At 72.5% G+C, this 20,493-nt stretch carries 11 protein-coding genes and 1 pseudogene; 7 read left to right on the top strand and 5 right to left on the bottom strand.

Annotated features, from left to right (window positions below; all coding sequences use genetic code 11):
- Together msuE and glnE are read right to left on the bottom strand one after the other, a co-directional pair.
- Positions 1 to 492 (bottom strand): annotated as a pseudogene (gene msuE / locus ABWV53_RS05150) (FMN reductase); the annotation flags it as partial.
- A gap of 299 nt (positions 493 to 791) precedes the next feature.
- The gene (gene glnE / locus ABWV53_RS05145; RefSeq protein ID WP_353363609.1) at positions 792 to 3,590 is read right to left on the bottom strand and encodes a bifunctional [glutamate--ammonia ligase]-adenylyl-L-tyrosine phosphorylase/[glutamate--ammonia-ligase] adenylyltransferase; all 2,799 of its coding nucleotides are present in this window, start codon (positions 3,588 to 3,590) and stop codon (positions 792 to 794) included.
- Between the two features lie 139 nt (positions 3,591 to 3,729).
- On the opposite strand from glnE, the gene ABWV53_RS05140 reads away from it, so the two are divergent.
- The 4 genes from ABWV53_RS05140 to ABWV53_RS05125 are packed head-to-tail and all read left to right on the top strand — an operon-like array spanning position 3,730 to position 11,488.
- Positions 3,730 to 7,899, top strand: a complete 4,170-nt coding sequence (locus ABWV53_RS05140) for a YhdP family protein (RefSeq protein ID WP_353363606.1) — start codon at positions 3,730 to 3,732, stop codon at positions 7,897 to 7,899.
- Positions 7,896 to 8,714 carry a carbon-nitrogen hydrolase family protein gene (locus ABWV53_RS05135; protein ID WP_353363604.1) on the top strand — a complete coding sequence of 273 codons (819 nt, stop codon included), beginning with the start codon at positions 7,896 to 7,898 and terminating at the stop codon, positions 8,712 to 8,714. Before ABWV53_RS05140 ends, ABWV53_RS05135 begins: the two co-directional genes overlap by 4 nt.
- On the top strand, positions 8,711 to 10,855 hold the full coding sequence (locus ABWV53_RS05130; protein WP_502903831.1) for a two-component system sensor histidine kinase NtrB: 2,145 nt from the start codon (positions 8,711 to 8,713) through the stop codon (positions 10,853 to 10,855). Before ABWV53_RS05135 ends, ABWV53_RS05130 begins: the two co-directional genes overlap by 4 nt.
- Before the next feature lie 3 nt (positions 10,856 to 10,858).
- Positions 10,859 to 11,488 carry a response regulator transcription factor gene (locus ABWV53_RS05125; RefSeq protein WP_353363602.1) on the top strand — a complete coding sequence of 210 codons (630 nt, stop codon included), beginning with the start codon at positions 10,859 to 10,861 and terminating at the stop codon, positions 11,486 to 11,488.
- A gap of 77 nt (positions 11,489 to 11,565) precedes the next feature.
- Here ABWV53_RS05125 and ABWV53_RS05120 read toward each other — a convergent pair whose 3' ends face one another.
- On the bottom strand, positions 11,566 to 12,222 hold the full coding sequence (locus tag ABWV53_RS05120) for a YiaD family glycine zipper/OmpA-like lipoprotein (RefSeq protein ID WP_353363600.1): 657 nt from the start codon (positions 12,220 to 12,222) through the stop codon (positions 11,566 to 11,568).
- Between the two features lie 146 nt (positions 12,223 to 12,368).
- Positions 12,369 to 12,542, bottom strand: coding sequence for a hypothetical protein (locus ABWV53_RS05115; RefSeq protein ID WP_353363598.1), 174 nt, complete (start codon positions 12,540 to 12,542; stop codon positions 12,369 to 12,371).
- Here ABWV53_RS05115 and mltA point away from each other — a divergent pair.
- Together mltA and ABWV53_RS05105 are read left to right on the top strand one after the other, a co-directional pair.
- Positions 12,475 to 13,701, top strand: coding sequence for a murein transglycosylase A (gene mltA, locus ABWV53_RS05110; RefSeq protein ID WP_353363596.1), 1,227 nt, complete (start codon positions 12,475 to 12,477; stop codon positions 13,699 to 13,701). The genes ABWV53_RS05115 and mltA overlap by 68 nt on opposite strands.
- An 86-nt stretch (positions 13,702 to 13,787) precedes the next feature.
- A complete protein-coding gene (locus ABWV53_RS05105) occupies positions 13,788 to 15,881 on the top strand; it encodes a DUF2868 domain-containing protein (RefSeq protein ID WP_353363594.1) in 2,094 nt (697 codons plus the stop codon).
- Positions 15,882 to 16,015: 134 nt separating this feature from the next.
- On the opposite strand, the gene ABWV53_RS05100 is transcribed toward ABWV53_RS05105, so the two are convergent.
- A complete protein-coding gene (locus tag ABWV53_RS05100; RefSeq protein ID WP_353363592.1) occupies positions 16,016 to 17,722 on the bottom strand; it encodes an MFS transporter in 1,707 nt (568 codons plus the stop codon).
- Between the two features lie 288 nt (positions 17,723 to 18,010).
- On the opposite strand from ABWV53_RS05100, the gene ABWV53_RS05095 reads away from it, so the two are divergent.
- Positions 18,011 to 20,383, top strand: a complete 2,373-nt coding sequence (locus ABWV53_RS05095; protein ID WP_353363590.1) for a Calx-beta domain-containing protein — start codon at positions 18,011 to 18,013, stop codon at positions 20,381 to 20,383.
- Positions 20,384 to 20,493 lie beyond the last annotated feature (110 nt).

Here is a 20,493-nt window from a genome sequence, read left to right as displayed (position 1 = left end):
TGCGCGCCTTCAACCTCGCGCTGCCGACGGCGTAGCCCGTGAAGTCCTGCTCCGACGCGTACACGCCGATGGGCAGCGTGCGCGCCTGGAAGAAGCTGAACAGCGGGCGCAGCTGGTGGTCGATCACCAGCGCGTGGCGGTCGCTGCCGCCGGTGGCGGCCAGCAGCACGGGCACGTCGATCAGGGCGTCCTGGTGCACGAAGTCGAACAAATGCTTGAAGAGGCCGGTGTAGGCGCCGCGATAGACGGGGCTGGCCACGATGAGCAGGTCGGCCGATTCGATGGCGGCGAGTTCCGCGTCCACGCTGGCGGGCAGCTGGCTGCGGTAGAGGCGCCGCCGATCTGCGGCGCCAGCGGCCCAGTTCGATGGTGTGCGCCTCGATGGGCAGCACGTCGCCGATCGCGGCGATCAGCTCCTCGACCAGCACCAGGGTGCGGGAGGGGCGCTGCACGTTGCCGGAGACGGCCGACGACTTTGAAGGGGCGGGTCATGGGTCGGGTTCCTTGCTTCCTGGTTCCAGGGCCCGGCGCGACCGTCGCGGCGGGCTGATGGAGGGATTTAAGACCCGTCGGCGCTTTCGCGGTGCGAAGGTTTCCGCGCATGGATATGCGGTTTGCGCGCATGCGGGCTCACAGAGACCGGGCAAGGCTGGCTGGGCCCACGAGACGGCGCAGCGCCGATGGCCGGCCACCCGCCCCTGGGATAGTGACCAGTTCGCTATCAATTCAATAGCTGGAGGCGCTTGTGGATCAAGCGCTGGAGCCGGATTGGGCTTGAATCCCCGTCGAAATCAGCCGCCGAACACTGCCCGCCACAGCGCCAGCACCGCCTCGCGCTCGGCCTGCAGTGTGGCCGGGTCCACGCGGGTGGGCTGCTCGTTCAGGCGGGCGCGGTGCTGCACCTGGCGCAGGGTGCGGTAGGCGGTGGCGGCGGCGGTGCCCACGCCCTCGGGCAGAAAGCCCGCGTCCTCGGCGCGCCGCAGCAGGGTGATGTTGCCGCGGTTCTCGCGCAGGCTGGGGTGGTCGGCCGACTGCGACAGCACCAGGTACTGGATGGCGAACTCGACGTCCACCATGCCGCCCACGCTGTGCTTCACGTCGAACTGGCCGGCCGGCACCGGGTGCGCGGCGCGCACGCGTTCGCGCATGGTGACGATCTCCTCGCGCAGCGAGGCGGGGTCGCGCGGCGCGGTGATGACGGCTTCGCGCACGGCGTCGAAGCGCCCCTGCAGATGGCGGCCGGTGCCGACCAGGGCCGCGCCGTCGCCCAGGGGCAGCGGCGGCAGCGTGCCGGGCGGCGCGAGGTCCTCGGTGCCCAGCAGGAAGCGGGCGCGCGTCATGGCCTGGTGTTCCCAGGTCCAGGCGGTGTTGCTGCCACGCCGCTCCTGGTAGTTGGCGTAGGCGGTGAAGCTGGTCACCAGCAGGCCGGAATTGCCGTTGGGCCGCAGGGCGGTGTCGATCTCGAACAGGTCGCCCTCGGCGGTCTTCACCGTCAGCCAGTTGATGAGCTTGCGCACGAAGGCCGAATAGACCTCGGGGGCGCGGTCGTCGTCGTCGTCGAACACGAAGACGATGTCCAGATCGCTGCCGTAGCCCAGCTCTTTGCCGCCCAGCTTGCCGTAGCCGATGATGGCGAATTGCGGCACTTCGCGGTGGCGGTTCTTCAGGCGGCTCCAGCACCAGCGGGCGGTCACGCGCAGCACGCTGTCGGCCAGGGCCGAGAGGTCGTCGGCCACCTGCTCGACGGTGATGCGGCGCTCCACGTCGCGCGCCAGGGTGCGGAAGGTCTCGGCATGGTGGGCGCGGCGCAGCAGGTTCAGCAGCGTCTCGTCGTCGTCCTCGCCCGTGGTCTGCAGCGAGGCGATGCGCAGCGCCAGCTCGTGCTCGAAGTCTTCGGGCACGAAGCGTTCGGACAGCAGGGCCTCGCCCGCCAGCTCGTCGATCACGCCGGGGTGCTGCAGCATGTAGCGGGCCGGCCACTGCGCGGCGCCCAGTAGGTGCAAGAGATGTTCGTGCACCGTGGGGCGCTCCAGCAGCAGCGCCAGGTACACGTCGCGCCGCAGCAGCGATTCGAGCCAGCCGACGAGGCGCACCACCGCGTCTTCGTTGACCTGGCCGTCGGCCAGCCAGCGGGCGGTGCGCTGCACCAGCCGCAGCAGGCGGTCGCGCGACTCGTCGCTCAGGCCCTGCACGCGCGGGTGCGTGCGCCACTCGGCCACGCGGGCGCGCACGTTGGGCGGCAACTGGCCGAGCACGGTCTCCAGCTCGGGCGGGGCGGGCGTGCCGGCACGCGGGCCGCCGCAGCCGCCCTTGCTGCACTGCTTCTTGCCGGCGCCGCCCAGCAGGGTGTCGAACTCCTGCGCCACCAGTTCGCGGTGCGCGTCCAGCTGGTGCAGGAAGGCGCAGCTGCTTAAGGCCAGGGTCTGGGCGATCCAGGCCAGGTCGTCGTCGCGGGTGGGCAGCACGTGGGTCTGCTGATCGTCCAGGTACTGGATGCGGTGCTCCACCTGCCGCAGGAAGGTGTAGGCCGCGGCCAGCGCATCGGCCGTTGCCGTAGGCATGAGGCCGGCGCGGGCGATGCGCTGCAGCGCCTCCAGCGTGGGGCGGCAGCGCAGCTCGGGGAACTGCCCGCCGCGCACCACCTGCAGCAGTTGCACGATGAATTCGATCTCTCGGATGCCGCCGCGGGAGAGCTTCACGTCGTTGGCGCGCTCGGGGTGGCCGGCGCTGCGCTTGGCGGCATGGTCGCGGATCTGGCGGTGCAGCGAGCGCAGCGCGTCGAACACGCTGTAGTCCAGATAGCGGCGGAAGACGAACGGCAGCACCACGCCGCGCAGCGCCTGCACGGGCTCGCCGATGACGGATTCGCGCGGCGCCACCACGCGGCTCTTGAGCCAGGCGAAGCGCTCCCACTCGCGGCCCTGCACCTGCAGGTATTCCTCCAACGCGGCCAGCGACACGGCGGCGGGGCCGGAGTTGCCATTGGGCCGCAGCGCCAGGTCGACGCGAAAGACGAAGCCGTGCTCGGTGGTGTCGCCCACCAGGCTGTAGATGGCCTTGACCGCCTGGCCGAAGTATTCGTGGTGCGAGATGCGCCCGCGCCCCTCGGCGTTGCCGGCGGTCTCGCCGTCGTGCTCGTACACGTAGATCAGGTCGATGTCGCTGGAGACGTTCAGCTCGCGCGCGCCCAGCTTGCCCATGCCGATGATCCACAGCTCCACCGGGCCGCCGCCGGGGCCCTGCGGCGCGCCGTGGCGCGCATCCAGCTCGGCGCGAGCCTGCACGCAGGCGCGGTCCAGCGCCAGCTCGGCCAGCCAGGTCATGGCGCGGGTCACGTCCTCCAGCGGCGCCTGCTGCTCGCAGTCGAGCCGGATCAGCCGCTCCAGCACCAGCTGGCGCAGGATGCGCAGCGCGGCGCCGGTGTCATAGCCACGGGCCGCCAGCGCGTCCAGCGCCTCGGCCATGGTGTCGCGGGTGGGAAGGCCCGCCGGCAGCAGGGGGAATTCGTCCGCATAGCGGCGGTGCAGCCGCTGCAGGAAGCGCGAATGGTCGGCGATGCCCGGGCCGGCGGGTGGCGGAGACGGCTGCATGGAGGAGGGTGTCAGAGAGCGGAGCGAAGGGGCGTCGGGGCCGTGCGGGAAGGCGTGCCGTCGTACACAACGACACGCTCCGGCCGCGAACCCGGGGGGAGGGCGCGGGTCATAATTCCTGGCACCGACAACACCCGCCATGAACGCCGAGACGCCACCACGCCCCACACGTCTTCTGACATGCGTCGCGGTGTTCGCTCGGTGGTCGCTGGGGCTGCTGCTGGCCTTCGGTGTCGCGCTGGCAGCCGCGTGGGGCGTGCTTCATGGCTGGATTGTGCCGCGAATCGGCGAATACCGTCCGCAGCTGGAAAGCCATGCCGGACGGGCCCTGGGGGTTCCCGTGCGGATCGGCTCGCTCAGCGCGCGCTCCAACGGATTGCTGCCCGCCATCGAGCTGGGCGACGTCGCCCTGCTGGACGCCGAGGGCCGCCCGGCGCTGCGCCTGCCGCGCGTGGTCGCCACCGTGTCGCCGCGTTCCCTGCTCAAGCGCGGCTTCGAGCAGCTGTATATAGAAGGCGCCGAGCTGGACGTGCGCCGCGAAGCGGACGGCCGCATCTTCGTCGCCGGCCTGGCGTTGGGCGGCAGTGACGGCGATACCGCTGCCGCAGCCAGCAGCGAGGGCGCGGACTGGCTCTTCTCGCAGCCCGAGCTGGCCATTCGCGGCGGCACGGTTCGCTGGAGCGACGCGCTGCGCCCCGCCCCGCCGCTGGCGCTGAGCGACGTCGACCTGGTGCTGCGCAACGGCCGCTGGCGCCACGCGCTGCGGCTGGACGCCACGCCGCCGCCCGAGTGGGGCGATCGCTTCAGCCTGCGCGGGCAGTTCCGCGCCCCGCTGCTGGCCACGCACAGCGGCGCCTGGCAGCAGTGGAGCGGCCAGCTCTTTGCCGAGTTCACGCGGGTGGACGTGTCGCGCCTGAACCAGTACGTGGACGTGGGCGCGCGCGTGACCGGCGGCCACGGCGCCGTGCGGGCCTGGGCCGACGTGCAGCGCGGCCAGCTGTCGGGCGGCACGGCCGACGTGGCGCTGGCGGGCGTCAGCACCACGCTGGGCGCGCAGTTGCAGCCGCTGGCGCTGCGCACCGTGGCCGGCCGTATCGGCGGGCGGCGCTTCGAAGACGGGTTCGAGGTGTCCACGCAGGGCCTGCAGTTCCTCACCGCCGACGGCCTGCGCTGGCCCGGCGGCAACCTGACGCTGCGCCACACCCACGGCGATACGGCCGGGCAGGACCATGGCGAGCTGCAGGCCGACCGGCTGGACCTGGCCGCGCTGGCCGACATCGCCAGCCGCCTGCCCCTGGACGACGCGGCGCACCGGGCGCTTTCCACCTACGCGCCCGAAGGCATGGTCGAGGCCGTGCAGGCCAGCTGGCGCGGCCCGCTGGCGGCGCCGCAGCAATACCAGGCGCGCGGCAAGGTCTCGGGCCTGGCGCTGGCGGCGCCCGCCGGCGCGGCCGAGGTGGCCGCCGCGCGCGTGCCGGGCGTGCGCGGCGCCACGGTCGAATTCGATCTGAACCAGGCCGGCGGCAACGCCACGCTGGCGGTGGCCGATGGCGCCCTGCTGCTGCCCGGCGTGTTTGAAGACCCGCTGGTGCCCGTGCAGCAGCTGGGCGCGGCCGTGCGCTGGCAGCGCGACGGGCAGCGCCTGGCGGTGCAGGCCAGCGACGTGCGCTTCGCCAATGCCGACGCGGCGGGCGAGGCGCGGGCCCATTGGCACACCGACGACCTGGGCCATGCGCCCGGCGTGCTCGACCTGTCGGGCACGCTGCAACGCGCCGACGGCACGCGGGTGCATCGCTATCTGCCCCAGGTCATTCCGCAGGCCACGCGCCACTACGTGCGCGACGCCGTCACGGCGGGCACCGCCAGCCAGGTGCAGTTCCGCGTCAAGGGCGACCTGCACCACATGCCGTTCGAGCAGCCGGGCCAGGGCGAATTCCGCATCGCGGCGAAGGTGCGCGGCGTGACCTATGCCTACGTGCCACCGTCGCTGCAGCACACCCCGCAGCTGCCGTGGCCGGCCCTTACCGGGCTGGAGGGCGAGCTGATCTTCGATCGCGCCAGCATGAGCGTGCGCAACGCCACCGGCACGTTCGTCGGCAGCCCGCAGGTGCGGGCGCAGCGGGTGAGCGTGCGCATTCCCAACCTGGCGCACACGGTGGTCGGCGTGTCGGCCGAGGTGCGCGGGCCGCTGGCCGACATGCTGGCGCTGGTGCGCACCTCGCACATCGGCGAGCTGACGGGCGGCGCGCTGGACCAGGCCACGGCCACGGGGCCGGGCGCGCTGCAGCTCGACCTGAGCCTGCCGGTCGAGCACATGGATGCGTCCAGGGTGCGGGGCGCCGTCACGCTCGCCGGCAACGACGTGCGCTTCACGCCCCAGACGCCGCTGGTCGAAGGCGCCCAGGGCGCGGTGCAGTTCACCGAGAGCGGCTTCACCCTGGCCGGCGTGCAGGGCCGTGCGCTGGGCGGCAACGTGCGCTTCGACGGCGGCATGCGGCCGGCCGCCAACACGCCCGGCAGCGCCTCGGTGGTGGAAGTGCGGGCGGAAGGCGTGGCCACCGCCCAGGGGCTGCAGCAGGCGAGCGAGCTGGGCGCGCTGGCGAAGATCGCGCGCAGCGCATCGGGCAGCACGCCGTACAGCGTGGCGGTGGGCGTGCGGCGCGGCGTGCCAGAAGTGCAGGTCTCCACCAGCCTGCAGGGCATGGCGCTGGCCGCGCCCGCGCCGCTGGGCAAGCCGGCCGAAACCGCCCTGCCGGTGCGCTTCCAGAACCGGCTCACGCCGGAATCGGCCGCCGCCGGGCCGCTGCACGACGAGCTGGTGGTGGACCTGGGCGGCGTCGGCTCGGTGCGCTACGTGCGCGACGTGAGCGGGCCTGAGCCGCGCGTGCTGCGCGGCGCCATCGCCCTGGGCCTGGGGCCGGAGGAAACACCCCCCCTGCCCGCCACGGGCGTGGCCGCCAACGTGCACCTGCACCAGGTGGACGTCGATGCCTGGCAGGCCCGGCTGCTGGAGCCGGCCGGCAGCGCCCCCGCCGGCAGCGCCACCCATGCAGCGTCCCCGGCCGCGCCGGCCGCCCCTGCGCCCGCCGCTGCCGAGGCCACGCCCGCGGCCGCCATGCAGGACTACCTGCCCACGACGATCGCCCTGCGGGCGGACACCATCACCCGGCAGGGGCGCACGCTGCACCGCGTGGTCGCGGGCGGCTCCCGCGACGGCGACACCTGGCGCGCCAACATCGACGCGGCGGAACTGAACGGCTATGTCGAATACCGGCAGGGCGCGGGCACCGGCGCCGAGGCGTCGCAGGGCCAGCTCTTCGTGCGCCTCTCGCGCCTGGCCATCCCGCAGGCCGCCGCCACGCAGGTGGACGACATGCTGCTGGGCGACTCCCCGCAGCCCGGCGCGCTGCCCTCGCTCGACATCGTGGTGCAGGACTTCGAGCTGCGCGGGCGGCGACTGGGGCGCATCGAGATCGAGGCGCAGAACCGGGGGGAGGGCAGCGCGCGCGAATGGCAGCTCGCCAAGTTCAACCTGGTGGCGCCCGAGGCGACCTTCACCTCCAGCGGCAGCTGGGCGCGCGTACCCGCCCCGGGCACGGCCGAGCCGGTGCGGCGCACGGTGATGAACTTCCGCCTCGACATCCGCGACTCCGGCGAGCTGCTGGCCCGCTTCGGCATGGACGGCGTGCTGCGCCGGGGCCAGGGCCGGCTGGACGGGCAGGTGGCCTGGACGGGCGCGCCCATCAGCCCCGACTACCCCACCATGTCCGGCCTGGTGCACCTGGACATGGCGTCGGGCCAGTTCCTCAAGGCCGAGCCGGGCCTCGCCAAGCTCCTGAGCGTGCTCAGCCTGCAGTCGCTGCCGCGCCGGCTCACGCTCGACTTCCGCGACGTGTTCAGCGAAGGCTTCGCGTTCGACTTCGTGCGCGGCGACGTGCGCATCGAGCAGGGCGTGGCCATCACCAACAACCTGCAGATGAAAGGCGTGAACGCCGCCGTGCTGATGGAAGGGCGGGCCGACATCGCCCGTGAGACGCAGGACCTGCACGTGGTGGTGGTGCCCGAGATCAACGCCATGACCGCCTCGCTCGTCGCCACCGCCATCAACCCGGTCATCGGGCTGGGCAGCTTCCTGGCGCAGGTGTTCCTGCGCGGCCCGCTCATCCAGGCGGCCACGCAGCAGTTCCACATCGACGGCACCTGGGACGACCCGCGCATCGAGCGCATGACCCGCCGCCGCCCGGCCGCCCCGGGCGACAAGCCGGACGCCTCGCCCTCCACCGCCACGCCCTCCGGAGACGCCTCATGAAAGTCGCTGCATTGCAGATGGTCTCGGGCCCGCGCCTCGACGACAACATGGCCCAGGCCAGCCGCCTGCTCGAAGAAGCCGCCGCCCAGGGGGCGGAACTGGCCGTGCTGCCCGAATACTTCGGCTTCATGGGCGCGCGCGACACCGACAAGCTGGCGCTGCGCGAGCCGCTCGGCGACGGGCCGCTGCAGCGCATGCTCTCCACGGCCGCGCGCGAGCTGGGCCTCTGGGTCGTGGGCGGCACCCTGCCGCTGCAGTCGGACAGCGCCACCCAGGTGCGCAACACCAGCCTGGCGTTCAGCCCCTCGGGCGAACGCGTGGCGCGCTACGACAAGATCCACCTGTTCCGCTTCGACAACGGGCGCGAGCGCTTCGATGAAGCCCACGTGATCGAAGCCGGCGCCGAGACCGCGCGCTTCGACCTCACCGCGCGCGACGGCACGGTGTGGCGCGTGGGCCTGTCGGTCTGCTACGACCTGCGCTTTCCCGAGCTGTACCGCCAGCATGCGCGGGCCGGCGCCGAGCTGCTGCTGGTGCCCAGCGCCTTCACCCACACCACCGGCCAGGCGCACTGGGAGGTGCTGCTGCGCGCCCGCGCCGTCGAGAACCTGGCGTACGTGCTGGCGCCCGCGCAGGGCGGCACGCACGAAACCGGCCGCCGCACCTGGGGCCACAGCATGCTGGTGGACCCGTGGGGCGCCGTGCTGGCGCAGCGCGCCGAAGGCGCGGGCGTGGTCTGCGGCGAGCTCGACGCCGCCTACCTGCGGCAGGTGCGCCAGCAACTGCCGGCGCTCGATCACCGCGTGCTGCAGTGACGGCCCCGTCCGCCCCTGCCGACCCCGCCGCCGCCACCGAGCCCGCCAGCCGGCAGCCGTGGCGCCGCTGGCACAGCGCCTGGCGTCGCTGGTCGCTCTGGACGCTGCTGGTCGGCCTGGTGGCCGCCATGCTCGTCACGCTGGTCTGGCTGGCCGGGCGCTATGAAGCCAGCCAGGTGCAGAGCAAGCTCGAACGCGACACGGCCGACGCGGTGGCCGACATCCGCACCGCTTTCAGCCACAACCTGCAGAGCCTGCAGGCGCTGCAGGCGGGCGACCCCGACCTGGCCTCGTGGGAGCACCGCGCCTCGGGCCTGCTGAGCCTGCGGCGCGAGCTGGTGCGCGTGGAGTGGCGCGACACGCAGCTGCGCGTGCGCGCGCACGTCGAGACGCCCTACCGCGTCATCCAGACGGAGCCCGAGGCGCGGGCGACCGCGCAGTCCGACATCGCGCTCGCCTGCGCCAATGCGCGGCGCATCGGCGCGGCCTCGTATTCGGGCAGCTACTTCCAGCCGCAGAGGGACGGCATGGGCTCCGAGATGATGGAGCTGTGCGTGCCGCTGCTGGACAACGGCCACTACACCGGCTTCCTCACGGCCACCTACGCGCTGCAGAACGTGCTGGTGGACGTGGTCGCCACCAGCCTGCAGCGCGGGCAGGAGGTGTCCTTCACCGAACCCGACGGCACGCGGCTGGCCATGGTGGGCGCCACGCGGCGCGGCTCGCGCATGTTCCAGGCCCAGCAGCTGCTGGACCTGCCGGGCACGGCGCTGATGCTGCGCATGGGCAGCTGGCACAGCGCGCCCAGCGTGTTCCCCAACGTGCTCACGGCGCTGGTGACGGCCATGTCGGTGGCCCTGGTGACCGTGCTGGTGGTGCTGGTGCGCGACAACCGGCGGCGCCTGCGCGCCGAGCGCGACCTGGGCGACGCGCTGGCCTTTCGCAAGGCGATGGAGGACTCGCTGGTCATCGGCCTGCGCGCGCGCGACCTGCAGGGCCGCATCACCTACGTCAACCCGTCGTTCTGCGACATGGTGGGCTTCACCGCGCAGGAGCTGGTGGGCCAGGGCGCGCCGCTGCCCTACTGGCCGCCCGAGCTGGCGCAGGAATACGGCGCCCGCCAGCAGGTGCGCCTCTCGGGCCAGCAGGTGCCGCCGCGCGAGGGCTACGAATCGGTCTTCATGCGGCGTGACGGCACGCGCTTTCCGGTGATGATCTACGAGGCGCCGCTCATCAACGCCCAGGGCCTGCACACCGGCTGGATGGGCTCGTTCCTCGACGTGAGCGAGCAGCGCCGGGTGGAGGAGCTCTCGCGCACCTCGCACGACCGGCTGCAGGCCACCGCCCGCCTGGCCACCGTGGGCGAGATGGCCTCGCTGCTGAGCCACGAGCTCAACCAGCCGCTGGCGGCCATCTCCAGCTATGCCAGCGGTTCGCTCAACCTGCTGGAGCCGGTGGCCGACGGCGCGGCCGGGCCGCCGCACCAGCCGCCGCTGCCCGAGCCCCTGCGCGGCGACCTGCGCGAGGTGCGCACCGCCATGCAGCGCATCGCCCAGCAGGCCGAGCGCGCCGGCCGCGTCATCAAGAGCGTGCATGACTTCGTGCGCCGGCGCGACCAGAGCCGCGAGGTGGTCACCACGCAGGCGCTGCTCGACGCCGTGATGCCGCTCATCCGCCTGCAGGCCCGCAAGCTGGGCGTGCAGGTGCAGGTGACCATCGAGGCGGGCCTGCCCGCCGCGCTGTGCGACCGCACCATGGTCGAGCAGGTGCTGCTCAACCTGGCGCGCAACGCCATGCAGGCCATGGACGACGCCCGCATCCACCCCCGTGTGCTGGAGCTGCGCGTGGCGCGCGCCGCGTCCAACGCCAGCCGCGGCTGGATCGAATTCACCGTGGCCGACTGCGGCGTGGGCATTCCGGAGGACGTCGCCGCGCAGCTCTTCACCCCGTTCTTCACCACCCGCGCCGAGGGCATGGGCCTGGGGCTGTCGCTGTGCCGCACGGTGGTCGAGCAGCACGGCGGCTTCCTGGGCCATGCGCGGCGCGAGCCCCGTGGTACGGTGTTCACCTTCACGCTGCCCGCGGCCCCGGCCGAAGCGGCGGCCGCAGCCTCCCTTTCCGAGCCGACCCCCACCCCCTGACCCATGGAACCTGTCTCCAACGCCACCGTGTACATCGTCGACGACGACGCGGGCGTGCGCGAGGCGCTGGCCTGGCTGCTGCGCTCGCGCCGCGTGCCCAGCGAGTCCTACGACAGCGCCGAATCGTTCGCCGCCATGCTGCAGACGCGCCCGCCCCAGCGCCAGCCCTGCTGCCTGCTGCTGGACGTGCGCATGCCCGGCATGAGCGGCCTGGCGCTCTTCGACCAGCTGGCCGAGCGCGGCGACATCGCTTCCATGCCGGTGATCTTCCTTACCGGCCATGCCGACGTGCCCACGGCGGTGGCCACCGTCAAGCGCGGCGCCTTCGACTTCTGCGAGAAGCCCTTCTCCGACAACCTGCTGGTGGACCGCATCCAGGCCGCGCTGGCCCAGTCGGCCAGCCACCTGCAGGAGCGCCGCGCCCAGCACCAGCTGCAGGACCGCGTGGCCGAGCTGACCGAGCGCGAGCGCGACGTGATGCGCCTGGTGGTGGAGGGCCTGCCCAACAAGCTCATCGCCGACCAGCTGGACATCAGCGTGCGCACGGTGGAGGTGCACCGCTCGCGCGTGTTCGACAAGATGCAGGTCAAGTCGGCGGTGGAGCTGGCCAACCTGCTGCGCTCGCTGCACTGACCGGCGGCGCACCGCCCACACGCCAAAAAAAAGGGACAGGCCGCCGGCCTGTCCTTTTTGTGGGCGCGTGGCGCAGATCAGCCGCGCTGGCGCTCGCCCACGAAGATCTCGACGCGGCGGTTGCGCGCGCGGCCGTCGCTCGTGTCGTTGCTGGCGATGGGCTGGGCCGAGCCGCGGCCTTCCACCTGGATGCGGTTGCCGTTCACGCCGCGGGCCGTGAGGTAGTTGCGCACGCTGGTGGCGCGGTCCAGCGACAGCGGGTTGTTGATGGCGTCGGTGCCGGTGGAGTCGGTGAAGCCGACCACGCGCACCTCGGCGTTCTGGTTGTTGCGCAGGCCTTCGGCGAAGCGCTCCAGCACGGGGGCGAAATTGGGCTGGATGTCCGAGCGGTTCACGGCGAACGAGATGTCGCTCGGGATGTCGAGCTTGAGCTGGTTGTCGGGCGTCTGGGTGACGACCACGCCGGTGCCTTGCGTCACGCGCTGCATGTCCTGCTTCTGGCGCTCCATGTGCTGCGACCAGATGTAGGTGCCCAGGGCCCCCACGCCCGCGCCGATCAGCGCGCCGGTGCCGGCGTTGCCGCCGGTCACCGCGCCCAGCACGGCGCCGCCCGCGGCGCCCACGCCCGCGCCGGTGGCGGTCTGGCGCTGGGTGTCGGTCATGTTCGCGCAGCCGGTGGCCAGCAGGACGACGGCGGCGGTGGCGGTAACGAGGATGGGATGGCGCAGGCGCATGGCGGACTCCTTGTTGGGATGGTGTGTGAAGCGGTGTCCCTGCTCGGCCCGGGGGCTTGCAGGGCAGGGCTCACACGGTAGCAAGGCGCGCCGCGGCGGGCTGTAGGAGCAGTGCGAATCCGGGCGGCCGCCAACGCCGTTCATCTTCATGGGCCGCTGGATGGCGGGGGCGGCGGGGGCGGCTCCCGCTCCTTCTGCGTCCGCTCCTGCTCGGGCGGCAGGTCCAGCTCGCCGCGCCGGCGGCCCGAGAACATGGTCCACCACACGATCGCCACCAGCAGCACGAGCGCGAGCAAGGCTTCAAGCAAAATCAGTCCCATGAAATTCCGTCTCCTGCGCCTGGTGACAACGGCGCTGATTGTAGGAACGCTGGTGGCCTGCTCCACCCGGCCGCCCGCCCCCACCGATGCCCCCGCGGCCACCACCGCGCCGCCGCCCCCGCCCTTCGCCAGCGTGCCCGCCGCGCCGGCCGGCGCCGTGCCCGGCACCCTGGCGCAGCCCAAGAGCCGCTGGGTGCTGGTGTCTTGGGACGAGCTGCCTGGCTTCGAGCAGGACAGCACCACCGAGGCCTGGAACGCCTGGATCAAGAACTGCGAGCGGCCGGCCCCGGCCTTCGCTCCGCTCTGCGGCGACGTGCGGCGCCTGTCCATCGGCACGCCCGACGAGCAGCGCGCCTGGATGCGCGCGCGCCTGCAGCCCTACCGGGTGGAGGCGCCCGGCGGCAATGCCGACGGCCTGCTCACCGCGTATTACGAGCCCTACCTCGACGCCGCCCGCGTGCCGGGCAACGGCTACACGGTGCCGCTTTACCGGCCGCCCGCCACCCTGGGCAGCCGCAAGCCCTGGTACACGCGCCAGCAGATCGAATCCCTGCCCGAGGCACAGGCGCAGCTCGCGGGCCGGGTGATCGGCTGGGTGCGCGACCCGGTCGAGGCCATGGTGCTGCACATCCAGGGCTCGGGCCGGCTGCGCATGCTGGAGACCGACGGCACCACCTCGCTGGTGCGCGTGGCCTTCGCCGGCACCAACGACCAGCCCTACATGAGCGTGGGCCGTTGGCTGCTCGACCAGGGCCTGGTGCGCGACGCCACCTGGCCCGGCATCCGCGCCTGGACGCTGCAGAACCCCGGCCGCGTCAACGAGATGCTGTGGGCCAACCCGCGCTACGTGTTCTTCCGCGAAGAGCCGCTGGGCGCGCTGGACGCGGGCTTCGGCCCCAAGGGCGCGCAGGGCGTGGCGCTCACGCCCGGCCGCTCCATCGCGGTGGACCGCCAGAGCATCCCCTACGGCACGCCGGTGTGGCTGGCCTCCAGCGGCCCCACCACGCAGCTGCAGCGGCTGGTGATGGCGCAGGACACGGGCAGCGCCATTCTGGGCGCCGTGCGGGCCGACTACTTCACCGGCTGGGGGCCGGAGGCCGGCGACATCGCCGGGCGGCTCAAGCAGAACCTGCGGCTCTGGGTGCTCTGGCCGCGATAGGCGCACCGCCCGCGCAACAACCGCAGTCTTTCAAGGTCGAATCAGCCGCTGGCGCCCATGAATAAAGCGCCAGCAGCTATTGAAAAGTGAGCATCGTGCCCCACAGCCTGCCCGTGACCGAACCCCAACTGCGCGCCGTGCTGCTCGCGCAGTCCATCGAACAGGCCGGCGCCGTCAGCCCGCCCGAGGTGGACGAGGCCCTGCGCCAGGCCGTGGCGGCCGCCCGCCAGCGCGGCGTGGATCGGCTGCAGGTGGCCGACGTGGTGCAGGCCCGCGCGCAGGCCCTGGTGGAGCGGGCCGGCAGCCGCGACCCCGCCATCGCAGCGCTCGCCCACCCCAGCGTGCGCCTGCGCTGGCTGGGGCGGCTCCTGCCCGTGGCCGCGCTGCTGGCGGGCCTGGCGATCGACCGCATCGCCAACGCCCACCGGGTGGACCTGCTGTCGCCCCCGCTGCTCTTGGTGCTGGCCTGGAACCTGGCGCTCTACGCGGTGCTGGCGTGGCGCGCCCTGCGCCGCCGGGCCGGCGCGCCGCCACCGGCCCGATCCGCCCAGTCCACCCCGTCCCCCGAGCTGCCCATGGCGCTGCGCGGCTGGGCCCGCTCCGTGCGGGCGAGCGGGCAGGCTGCGCCGGGCACGCGGCCCACGCGCCTGGCCGCCCGCGTGGCGGCGGACTTCCAGCGCCGCTGGTTCACCGCCACGGCCGCCCTCTTCGGCCAGCGGCTGGCGCGCGTGCTGCACCTGTGCGCGGCGGCCTGGGGCGCGGGCATCGCGCTGTCGCTGCTGCTGCGCGGGCTGGTGGTGCGCTACCAGTTCGGCTGGGAAAGCACTTTTCTCGACGTGCCCCAGGTGCACGCCGTCACCACCGTGCTGTTCTGGCCGCTGACCGCGCTGTTCGGGCTGGCACCGTTTTCGCCGCAGGAGATCGCCGCCACGCGGGACTTCGCCGGCACGGGCGCGGAAGGCAGCCGCTGGGTCTGGATGTATGTCGGCCTGCTGCTGCTCATGGTGGTGCTGCCCCGGCTGGCGCTGGCCGGTTGGGCGCGCTGGCGCGAGCGCGCCCTGGTGCGCGACCTGCGCCTCGACACGACCGAGGGCAGCTTCGACACGCTGCGCGTGGCGCTGCCGGTCGACTGGCTGATCGGCCTGCTGGGCGCCAGCCCCGCGGAGGCAGAGGCGGCGCGGGCGCTGGCCGCCCGGCATGCGCAGGGCGGCGCCCCCGACACCCTGCGCTTTGCCGAGCCCCCGCCGGCCGGCCGGGGCAGCGCGGCCGCGCCGGCTGAGGCCGTGGATGCCGTCATCGTGCTGGGCGACGCGCCAGTGCCGCCGGCCTGGCAAGGCGTGCCCCGGGTGCCGCTGCCCTGGGCGCAATGGGGCGAGAGCTGGGTGCTGGAGCCGGTGCTGTTCGAGCGCCTGGCGCCCATGCTGCCGCCCGGGCGCCGCGCCGCGCTGGAGCGTGTGCGCCAGGCCTGGCAGACCCACAACACCGACCGCTTCGACCACGCGCTGCGGACCGTGGCGCGGCATGTGGCGGCCTGCGCCGCCTCAAGCTCCGATCTCGGCGCCGGCGAAGAGGCCGCCACGCGGTATGGGCAGCAGCTCATGGCGCTCGACGCCACGCTGCGCGAACTGCACGGCCTGCCGCCCGCCGCCACCCCCGGCCAGCCTTCGCCCGACGTGGCGGCGCCCTTAGCCGACCGCCGGGACCGCGTGGCGCTGGCCGTGGGCACCTCGGCGGGTGCGGCAGCCGGCGCTGCGGCCGGCGCCAAGGCCGGGGCGCTGATCGACATCGGATCCGGTGGCATCACGATGGGCGCGGGCACGGCCCTGGGCGCGCTGCTGGCGGGCACCACCGCCTGGGCTCTGGGGGCGCTGCGCAAGAAGCACACCGCCGACGAGGCGCTGCGCCAGGCCGTGGAGGCGGCCTGCACGCACTACCTCGTCATCGCCCACCAGGCCCGCGTGCCGCAGGACGACGCGCCCGACCTGGCCGCACGCTGGCGGGCCGAGATCACCGGAACCGTGGCCGCGCACTGGGAGGCGCTGGCGCGGGCCCTGCAGGCGGGCGAGCCGCCCGGGCCGCCACCGGCATCGCCCTCGGCCGCCCACGAGAGGGCGCAGGCCGTGGAGCCGCTGCTGCGCACCGTGCTGCACGGCGTGCTGCGGCGCAGCTTCGCGGTGTGAGCGCCTGTCGGCAGACGGGCGCGGCCGGGCTCCAGAGGGTGCTGATGAAGCGGCCTGCGGCGAAAAGTCAAGGGGAAAAAGGCCACCGGCGCCCGCAGATCAAGCGCCTGCAGCTACAAAAATAATAGCAATCGTCATTCGCCCTCGACCACGTAGCGCGACACCACCGGCGGGTTCTCCCCGGTGTGGAAGGCGAACTTGCGGTCGCGCAGCGACACGTCCGACGCCGTGGCCCGGCCGAAGCGGCGCAGGTGCTCGGTCCACGACTCGTCCACCACGCGCTCCACGTAGCGGCGCGGGTCGCTGATGTCGTGCTGCAGTTCCCAGCTCAAGGCGCCCTGCCGCAGGCGGGCGCGGCGGCTTTCCTGCATCACCGCCCGGAATTCCGCCGCCCGCGCCGGGTCGATGAAGTATTCGATCGACACCACCAGCCGCAGGCCCGCCTGCGGCGTGGTCGGTGCCTGCGGCGTCTTGAAGGCCGTGGAGGGGCTCAGGTCTTCCTCCAGGCTGCGGTCCACCGCGGCGCGCTGCACCACCAGCATGCCCACCGCGCCTGTCGCCGCCGCGATCAGCAGGCTGGCGTGCACGCTGGTGATCGACGCCACCTGGCCCCAGAGCGCCGCGCCCGCCGCCGTCGCGCCCATCAGCGCCATCTGGTAGATCGACATCCCGCGCGCCCGCACCCAGTTGGGCAGCGCCATCTGGGCCGACACGGTGAGCGAATTGGCCGTGGTGATCCAGGCCGCGCCGCCCACCACCATGGCCGGCACGGCCACGTACACGTTGGGCGCCACGGCCACCACGGCGGTGGCGGCGGCCTGCAGCAGCGCGCCCCGGCCGACCAGCGTCTCGCGCGCCATCGCCTGGCGCAGCCGGGGCAGGAACAGGGCCGCCACGATGGCGCCCACGCCCATCGAGGCCAGCAGCAGCGTGAAGGTGCCGGCGCCGCCGCCCTCCAGGTCGCGCGCCACCAGCGGCAGCAGCGCCAGCAGCGCAGTCGCATGCAGGAAGAACACCGTGATGCGCCAGAGCACGGCCCGCATGCGGGGCGATTCGCGCACGAACTGCACGCCCACGCGCATGGCGCTGGAGAGCCGCTCGCGCCCCAGCGGGTTGGGCGGGTGCGCACGCTTCCAGCGCATGATGACGAAGCCCGCGATCACCGACAGCAGCGCGTTCAGCACGAACACCCAGGCGCTGCCCGCGCTGGCGATGATGGCGCCCGCCAGCAGCGGGCCGATGATGCGCGACGCGTTCATCGCCACGCCGTTGAGCGCCAGCGCCGCGGGCAGCTGCTCGCGGCTGACCAGCTCGGGCACGATGGCCGCGAACACCGGCCAGCGCATCGCCAGGCCAATGCCGTTGGCGAAGGTGAGCACCAGCAGCAGGTGCGCCGTCATGCCGCCCGCCAGAATGGCCAGGCACAGCACCAGCGCCACGGCGGCCACCCAGAACTGGGTGGCGATGAAGTAGCGCCGCCGGTCCAGGATGTCCGCCAGCGCCCCGCTGGGCAGCCCCAGCAGGAACACCGGCAGCGTGGAGGCCGTCTGCACCAGCGCCACCAGCACCGGCGAGGTGGTGAGCGTGGTCATCAGCCAGGCGGCGGCCACGTCGTTCATCCACATGCAGGTGTTGGCCGTGAGCCAGGTGAGCCACAGCATGCGAAAGACCGGCACCGACAGCGGCCCGAAGGGCGAGAGCGAGGCGCGCTGGGCGGCGCTGCGCTGCAGCTCGGCGGCGGCTTCGGCCTCGGCGGCGGAAGCAGTGCGCGCGGCGGCCGAAGGTGCGGCCGGTTCGTCAGGGGTGGGGAGGGGGTTGGGGTGGTGGGGTGGCAAGGGCATGTGCGCCCGATTCTGCGGGAGAGTGCGGTGTGGCGCCACCCGGCGAGGCGGCGTCCCGGAGGCTGGCCGGGTTGCTGGGGCCCTGCCGGCAGGACAAGCGCCGGCAGGCACTCCCCCGGCGACGGGACAACGTAATAATTGTTTCCACATTGTTAACTGTGTGGTGCAATGCCAGGGCGGCGCTGGGAAAAGGCCCCGCGCGACCTGTTCTCTGCCCCCCCTTTTTTTTCCAAAGGCACCAGAGAACTGCCTGCGCCCGTTGCAGCGCGCTTGACTGGAATCCGAACTATGTCCTCCATGAGATGCACCGCCTCGCGCGGCATGCGCGCGGTCCTGCGCTGGCTGATGACACTGCTGTGGCTGGGGACTGCACAGTTCGCCCTGGCCGCCGGACCGGGGGACCCCGCCTGTCCGACCCCTCAGGCCAGGACGATTAACTCAGGCGGTATCGCCGTTTTTGAAGTCGGCGAGTGCGATGGTCCTTCCAACGTCGGCGTCCAGCAGGCGATATCGCCGTCCCACGGCACTCTGGACGCCCCTGGTCAGAACAACGACAGCACGGAGCAGATTACCTACACCAACAACGGCGATGGCGCGACGTCCGACTCGTTCGCCATTCAAGACGAATTCAACAACTTCATCGTCTTCAACATCACCATCAACCCCGCGCGCACCGCCAGCATCGCGGTCTCGCCATCCAGCGCCAACGAGGACAGCGGCACCGCCTTCGTCTACACGGTGACGCTGAGCCAGACCAGCACTTCGGCGACCACGGTGAACCTGACCCGCAGCGGCACGGCCACCAGCGGGACCGACTACACCGGCGCGGTCAGCAGCATCGTGGTGCCGGCCAACGCGACGTCTGCCAGCTTCAGCATCACCCCGGTCGCCGACACCACGGTGGAGCCTGACGAGACGTTGATCTTCCAGGTGGCCAGCGGCACTGATTATTCGATCGGCAACCCGTCCAGCGCGACCGCCACCATCGTCAACGACGACTTCCCCGTGGCAAGCATCAGCGTGGCGCCGGCCAGCGTGACCGAAGACGGCGGCGTCAATCTGATTTATACGGTCACGTTGAGCCAGGCCCCGACCTCGGCGGTTTCGATCGGCTTCAGCATGGGCGGCACCGCCACCTCGGGCACCGACTACGCCGCGGTCAGCTCGCCGCTGGTGATTGCCGCCGGCCAGACCAGCGGCACCATCACTGTCGATCCCACGCTTGACGCCACCGTGGAGCCGGACGAAACCGTGGTGATCAGTCTCAATGCGGGCAGCGGCTACATCGTGGGCTCGCCCTCCAGCGCCACCGGCACCATCCTCAACGACGACCAGCCGGCGCTGTCGATCAACGACGTGTCGCAGAACGAAGGCAATGCCGGCAACACCGCATTCACCTTCACCGTCTCGCTCAGCCAGCCGGCCGGCAGCGGCGGTGTCAGCTTCGACATCGCCACCGCCAACGGCACCGCGACCGCGGGCACCGACTATGTGGCCTCCAGCGTGAACGCGCTGACCATTCCGGCCGGCAGCAGCAGCGCCACCTTCACCGTGCAGGTGATGGGCGACACGCTCAACGAACCCAACGAGAGCTTCTTCGTCAACGTCACCAATGTCAGCGGCGCCACCGTCGCCGACGGGCAGGGCCTGGGCACGATCGTCAACGACGACGCGGTGCCGGCGCTCTCGATCGCCGATGTCAGCCTCACCGAAGGCAATACCGGCACCACCTCGGCGACGTTCACGGTCACCTTGAGCGCGGCCAGCGGGCAGACCATCACCGTCAATTACGCGACCGCCGACGGCACCGCCACCGCCGGCAGCGACTATGTCGCGAGCGCCGGCACGCTGACCTTCGCGCCCGGTGTCACAACGCGGAGCATTGCGGTGACGGTCAATGGCGACACCGCCGTCGAGCCGGACGAGACCTTCAGCGTGACGCTGTCCAGCTCCAGCAATGCGAGCATCGCCCGTGCCACCGGCACCGGCACGATCCTCAACGATGACGCAGTGGTCACCATCGCTCCGGCGTCGTTGCCAGCGGCGACCTCTGGCAGTGCCTACAGCCAGACGCTGACCGCCAGCGGCGGCACCTCGCCTTACACCTTCATGGTCACTGCCGGCGCGGTGCCTGCCGGGCTGACCCTGGCCAGTTCCGGCGTATTGGCCGGCACACCCACCGCCAGCGGCACCTTTAACTTCACGGTCACCGCTACGGACACCGGCGTGCCGACCTCCGGAAGCCGTGGCTACACGCTGACCGTGGCCGCGCCGACGCTGGCGCTGCCGGCCACCGCGCTGCCCGGCGCCACCAGCGGCCGGGCCTACAGCGCCACGATCAACCCGGCCAGCGGCGGCGTCGCCCCCTACACCTATGCGGTGAGCGCGGGTGCCCTGCCGGCCGGCATCAGCCTCGACGGCGCCACCGGCACGCTCAGCGGCACGCCCACGGCGGTGGGTGACTTTGCCTTCACGGTGACCGCGACCGACAGCACCACCGGCACCGCCGGCCAGGACAGCCGAAGCTACGTGCTGGCGGTGGCGGCAGCGCCGGTCCTGGCCGCGGTGCCTGGTTTGACCGAGGCCGGTGTGCTGTTGCTCACCCTGCTGGTGGGGATGCTGGCCTGGCATCGCCGGAACGCAGTGCCAGGCCGAGGGTAAGGAGCGTCAATCCGGCCGGGTGTTCGTGCCCTCCTGAAGATCTTTGCGGGGAGGCGCCGTCCTCGCGCTGGGGACGAGACTCAAGCGGTGTGGCGAGCCCCGCTCGGGAG

It is taken from the genome of Acidovorax sp. FG27, from assembly GCF_040365715.1.
Lineage (GTDB): Bacteria > Pseudomonadota > Gammaproteobacteria > Burkholderiales > Burkholderiaceae_C > Paracidovorax.
Note: the sequence above shows the minus strand (reverse complement) of the source record. Positions and strands in the feature narration are given on the sequence as shown.